This is a genomic window from Domibacillus sp. A3M-37 (assembly GCF_024213455.1).
GTDB classification, from domain to species: Bacteria; Bacillota; Bacilli; order Bacillales; family Domibacillaceae; genus Domibacillus; species Domibacillus tundrae.
Genome location: NZ_JANAVL010000056.1, coordinates 1 through 4,637, shown reverse-complemented (window position 1 = coordinate 4,637; position 4,637 = coordinate 1). Strand labels below are relative to the sequence as shown.

3 protein-coding genes and 1 pseudogene are annotated in these 4,637 nt (G+C 37.2%); 1 reads left to right on the top strand and 3 read right to left on the bottom strand.

The window, feature by feature from the left end:
• Positions 1 to 281: 281 nt before the first annotated feature.
• The 3 genes and pseudogenes from NLX67_RS22445 to NLX67_RS22435 all read right to left on the bottom strand — a co-directional run.
• A pseudogene (locus NLX67_RS22445) lies at positions 282 to 631 on the bottom strand (IS1595 family transposase); the annotation flags it as partial.
• Positions 632 to 776: 145 nt separating this feature from the next.
• On the bottom strand, positions 777 to 2,183 hold the full coding sequence (locus NLX67_RS22440; RefSeq protein ID WP_254313617.1) for an amino acid permease: 1,407 nt from the start codon (positions 2,181 to 2,183) through the stop codon (positions 777 to 779).
• Positions 2,184 to 2,697: 514 nt separating this feature from the next.
• Positions 2,698 to 3,852 (bottom strand): glucose-1-phosphate adenylyltransferase, encoded by a 1,155-nt coding sequence (locus NLX67_RS22435; RefSeq protein WP_256520097.1) that lies wholly within the window; start codon positions 3,850 to 3,852, stop codon positions 2,698 to 2,700.
• A gap of 726 nt (positions 3,853 to 4,578) precedes the next feature.
• Between NLX67_RS22435 and NLX67_RS23420 the strand changes: the two genes are divergently transcribed.
• Positions 4,579 to 4,637, top strand: a 59-nt coding sequence (locus NLX67_RS23420; RefSeq protein WP_375143449.1) for a helix-turn-helix domain-containing protein, incomplete at its 3' end; no start/stop codon positions are given.

Below are 4,637 nucleotides of genomic sequence, written 5' to 3'. Positions count from 1 at the left end.
CAAATTCAACGCTGAAATCCCAATTGTTTACTAAGCCCCCGTCACGGATCGTACAGTCTATAATTTTGCTGCGATTTTCCATAACAATCACTTCCTCCCATTTCTTTTGCTTGTCAGCCAATTTATTTTCACTTTCGCGCTTTTATGCTTTTATGTAATGAAGTATCATGTTGTATTTATATCATGCTGCTTTTACATATGTCAATCTATTTTCTGAAAAAAGTGATAAAACAGCTGCACCCTTTTTTTTATATTGCTCCATTAATTTAAAAATAGAAGAACTAATATTGATACGTTCTTATTAAATCATAGGCTTCATTAACAGGAACTAGACAACTACCCACAATCAATTTACTAATCGCGACATTATCAGTACGGTGATTGACTATATCTAAGAAATGAAACCAACTCAAATAATGGTCGAGGTATTTTATAGCCACGCCGTTAAATCTTCGTATCTGCCCTTTAAACGGCTGTGATAGTTATTAACATTTTGAATGTGAAAGGTAAAAAATACTCTCCAAGCATCAGTACAAAGTATATTATCAGATGACAACTTTGAACCAATTACTGTATCCAGTTGGGTTTTTACAATTCTGCCGCTACCCAGAACACCTGAAAAAGTAGCTTTTTAGCGGTTTCTTGCAATACTTTTAGCCTGCACCCATTTTATAAATTTCCCCATGTGTCTTTACCCATTCCTTTGAAAAAGTAAATTCAAATAAAAAAAGCCAAATCCGATAATGGATTTGGCTTTAAAGAGTCGCTATTTGCTTTTAATCATCATCTGTTTGCGTTTCTATCGGAACACGCTTGCCCATTCCAAAAGCGTAAAAACTAATCACAACGATACCTAGGAAAACAATTCCTACAATAAGCGACATACGTGTATCATCATTAAACCACATGCCGACTAAAACGATAAGTAAAAAAGCGATGGTTAAGTAGTTGGTCACCGGTGCAAAAGGCATTTTGAATGGATGATTGTCCATTTCAGCTCCTTTTCTTTTCCGGAATTGAATTTGACTAATCAGAATGACAAACCATGGAATCATACCAGGAAGTACACTTGCACTGTATACATACACAAATAAATTTTCTGGCGCAATGTAACTTAGCACAACGCCAACGGCTAAACCAAGCATTACACCAAGCGTACTAAATAAAGGTACACCATTCTTAGATATTTTCGCAAAAAACTTTGGTGCTTGTCCATTCATTGCTAATGTATAAAGCATACGTCCTGCACTGTAAATACCACTGTTACAGCCGGACATTGCTGCTGTGATGACGACAAAGTTAATAAGTCCGGCTGCTGCTGTAATGCCCACTTTCGCGAAAGTTGCAACGAATGGGCTGCCAATCGAACTCAGCTGATCCCAAGGGTAAACCGTGACAATAATAAATATCGCACCAATGTAGAAAATTAAAATACGCCAAATAATGCTTTGAATGGCTTTTGTTAATGTTTTTTGTGGATCTTTTGCTTCACCGGCTGTAATCCCAATTAATTCGACCCCTTGATAAGCCCCGATAACCAGTGATAAAGCAAAGAAAAATCCTGACCAGCCACCTGTAAAGAAGCCGCCATGTTCCCAAAGATTTGATAATCCAATCGCATTGCCTCCGTTCCCAATTCCGAAGAAAATAAGACCAAAACCAGCAATAATCATCAATAAAATAGTCACAATTTTGATCATTGCAAACCAAAATTCAAATTCACCAAATGATTTAACAGAAATTAAATTCGCTGCCCCAAGAATCACCATTGCGATGATACCAGGTATCCAAGCAGGCAGGTCTGGGAACCAGTACTTTGTGTATGCCCCAACAGCTATAATTTCGGACATCCCAACGATTACCCATTGAAACCAGTTACTCCATGCTGTCATATACCCAGCTAGTGGATGTATATACTTATGGCCAAACGTCGCAAATGAACCTGTACTTGGCTCTAAATACAACATTTCGCCCATTGCACGCATGATTAAAAAGATAAAAATTCCTGTGATTGCATAAGCAAGCATTACGGACGGCCCCGTCCATTTAATCGTGCTGGATGAACCCATAAATAACCCAACACCAATGGTGCCGCCCATAGCAATCATCTGAATATGACGCGCTTCTAAGCCTCTCGTCAATTCTTGGTTTGCCACTTCATTTCCTCCTCTTATGCGATTAATAGCTCGAATTTCAAGAAAGATAATCATACATTCTCTATTCCTTGTCGAAATGATGAACCTGGCATCACTTTTTTAATCTAACTTACAAGCTGACTTCCAAGATGATGCCCCTCTTCTTATTTATCATTTCTAACAGTTAAAAAGATCTTTTATCTGCTCTCTCGAATTAACTATCTTATAATAATAAATTTATTAACAAAATACAAATGTATTTGTCAGTAAACCACCTATTTATCAATATTTATAGGCGATATATAAAAAGTCATTAGTTTAAAAAAAGAATGTTTTTTTATTTTAAAATAATTTAAATATTATGAAGTTCATTCAAGAGATCCTTCTATTTTAGCTGTATACTTTATGTGCAATTTCTAGTGTCTAAAAGAGAATGTTAGAACTTTCATTTATCATGAAAAGTTTGACAAAACAAAAAAACACCTTTAAATTCAGGTTTCCCCATCATTTTAAAGGTGTTATTTTTAATAATTGAAGAGACAAAAATATGTCCTGTTTTTCTTTACGCTTTGACTACTTCCTGTGTATGAGCAGCCAGGTACGCTTCTGTTACAAGCAGTATCTCATCGGATTTATTGTAGATTACTGTGTTTTCCGGTATATGAATATCTTCCATTACAATAGCCCGTTCAATATAAGATCCACGTCCAATCCGCGCATTGGGCATAATGACGCAGTCTTTGACAAAAGCATTTTTCTCTATTTCTACACCTTGGGACACAACCGAATGCTGAATTTCTCCGTCAATGATACATCCTTCATTTAAAAGCGAATGCCTTACATCCGCATTACGTCCCATCATTTGCGGTGGCTGGTTGGAATTAACCGAATAAATGCGCCATGATGGGTCATACAAATTCAATCCCTGGTTTTGTTCCAGCAAGTCCATGTTTGCTTCCCACAAGCTGTTTACGGTTCCAACGTCCTTCCAGTAACCCTTGAATGGATAAGCAGACAATTTCAGCTCGTCTGCAAGCATCGCAGGGATCACATCTTTCCCGAAATCATTGGATGATTCCGGATTACTTTCATCCAGCTCCAAATATTTTTTCAGTACAGACCATTTGAAAATATAAATTCCCATGGAGGCAAGGTTGCTTTCCGGCATTTCCGGTTTTTCATCAAAGCGGGTCACGTTGCAAAAATCGTCTGTATTCATAATCCCAAACCGGCTGGCTTCTTTCCATGGAACTTCAATAACCGATATGGTTGCATCTGCTCCTCTATCAATGTGGGAATCAAGCATCAGCTCATAATCCATTTTGTAAATATGATCTCCTGACAAAATTAACACATGCTCCGGATTATGCTGCTTAATATATTGAAAGTTTTGGTAAATGGCACTAGCTGTACCGGAATACCAGTTCACTTTAGATGATTCAGCGTATGGCGGAAGAACAGTCACCCCGCCATCGCGCCGGTCAAGATCCCAAGTACTTCCGATACCGATATATGAATGTAGGGCAAGCGGCTGGTACTGCGTTAAAATGCCGACCGTATGAATGCCTGAATTCGCGCAATTGGAAAGAGGAAAATCAATAATGCGATATTTTCCTCCAAAGGGCACTGCTGGTTTTGCTAACGTATCTGTCAATTCTTTTAGGCGGCTGCCTTTTCCTCCAGCAAGAATCATTGCTATACATTTTTGTTTCTTCAACTTATTCATTCTCCTTTTCTATCCCCCTACATCGTTTAATCTATTTGTTAGATGTGTAGTGTAAATAGTTTAAAAATAAACAGACTTTTTTGTTTACCCGGTTTCAACTTCTTTAATCCTATTATTATTTATATATTTCTTCCATTTTCAAAAATTAAATTCAGTATAGCTGTTAACTTTTTACCGAATGAAAATCAGGTCCTTCATCGAAAATAAAAATGCCCTTTCACTAAAGTCCACTTGCTCCCTTCTGTCTACCGGCATCTCCGCTTTTGAGAGAGATGTTCCTCCGCATTGAAGACTGTATTCCTTAAAAATAACTGTTTTTTCCATAGTGGGGCGATTACTTTGTCAACAGTCTTCATTGTCACTTAACAAAAAACCCTAACAATAAGACAGTCAGGGTTCATACTTCTTATTTATATGTTGATATCACTCGATTATGTTAAATTTTTTCTAAGCTGTTGGCTTAATCGCTTCGACTAGTGTTTATGTATATGTCGGATGGAACTGAGTCTGCCGGTCAGGTGCCTTTGTCAGTGGGGTAGCCCTTCTATCAGATTTTACCGAAAGAGTACCTCCATTGAATCATGTGAAGGGCAAATCTCAGTGATAAGTGGTGGGGTGAATGTCGGTTTGCGCAGCAAAAACTTTTGTTTTTTATTCCAAATTTGATAAAATAATACTTAATAATATTGAAAATCGAAGGATTGGAGGTGTGAATTAATGTCAGTCAATAAAGCGTATAAATTTCGTTTGTATCCAAATAAAGAACAAGAAATAGT